We start from the raw sequence: 1,434 nt of genomic DNA on the forward strand, positions 1-1,434 counted from the left end.
GAACAAAAGCGCTAACGCGCCTTGCACACGTCCCAAGTGAGAATTAGTCACTTGGGATATTTTTCGCTTCTATCATAGTGCCATTACAGTAGGGGCAATGTAACTCGACTTTCTCCCCTTTTTTTAGATCCACACTAAATTCACCGATGATATATTCTGGGACTTCATCGGTTTTCTTACAATCCAGGCATTTGAATAAGACTATTTCCATTTCTTCATTCAATCCAAAGGGGTCATCGTCTTCCAGCCACCTATCTATTTCTTTTGATGATCTATCCTGTTTTCTTATGTTTGACAAATCCATATTTCCTCCTTCTCTCCATTTCTATTTCTTCCATGTAGTGATAAATCCAACCATAATCACTATGCCATATTCCTACAAGCTCCATCTGCCTTTGGCAATGAGGACATTGGAACGGGTCTTGTTCAAATGATTCGATCATACGTTGGCGATATGTTTTCTTCTTACGCTTTGTTTCCAAAAGTAATGCGATTTGTTTAGTGCGCATGAACGCATGTAAACTTAATATTTGCTGTGCTTTATGATGGGATCTTCTACTATAAAGCCCATATCGTCCAACCATTCGAAAATGTTTTGGCGGTATGTGTTGGAGTAATTCAAATAGAAATCGATAAACACGAACTTTCTTATCCACTCGTTTACCAGTACGGTGATCCTCATACCAATAGTGAACCATTTCTCCATCATATTTTTCTATACGATACTCAGCAACCGCAGGTCGTGCTAGATATCTACCTATGTATTTAGCTACACCCTTGGCATTTTTTATCTTTCTTTCAGCGTTTACGTAAAATCCATTTGGATATCTTTGATATAAGTCATTCACAAGTTCATTAACTTCTTGGTTTCCTGGAAACCATTTTTTCATCAAGTCTAACACGACTTTCTGCCATGACTTCCTTAAAAACTCATATGGAATATATCCATTAGATACCCACTCATTTTGATTATCCAGAGCTCCCTCTGTTACAAGAGCGTGTATATGTGGGTTGAACTTCAAATCACGCCCGAAAGTATGTATTACCGTAATAATACCGGAACGTAGCCCTCTTTTTTTACTCCTATGATAATTATGATATTGAAATACTTCAGCCACTTGTTTACTTAAATCATTAAGTTTTTTACGATCATCATAGAATACATCCCTTAGTTCCTTCGGAATGGTAAATACCATATGACGATGAGGAACGTCGAAGATCATTTCCTGCTGTTTATCTGACCAATCATCTGTATATTTTTTTCCGCATCGATGACAGAATCGACTTTTACACGTAAAACATACAAATTTAGGATCAGGGTTTCCATCGCATCCCAGACATTCATAACGAGCGTAGCCCATATCTCGTGTCCCGCATTTAATTGCTTTATTTACCGTTTCTTTTATATCGTTGCGATAACTTTCAGGAAATCGA

The 1,434-nt window shown here is 37.6% G+C and carries 2 protein-coding genes; both read right to left on the reverse strand.

What is annotated here, in order from left to right:
* Positions 1 to 43: 43 nt before the first annotated feature.
* Positions 44 to 304: a hypothetical protein gene (locus tag ACOI1D_RS21625; protein WP_422504262.1), complete on the reverse strand. Its 261-nt coding sequence runs from the start codon at positions 302 to 304 to the stop codon at positions 44 to 46.
* Positions 273 to 1,434, reverse strand: a 1,162-nt coding sequence (locus ACOI1D_RS21630; protein WP_422504263.1) for an IS91 family transposase, incomplete at its 5' end; no start/stop codon positions are given. The genes ACOI1D_RS21625 and ACOI1D_RS21630, both read right to left, overlap by 32 nt.

This window comes from Virgibacillus sp. DJP39, from assembly GCF_049310925.1.
Taxonomy (GTDB): Bacteria; Bacillota; Bacilli; order Bacillales; family Amphibacillaceae; genus Virgibacillus_F.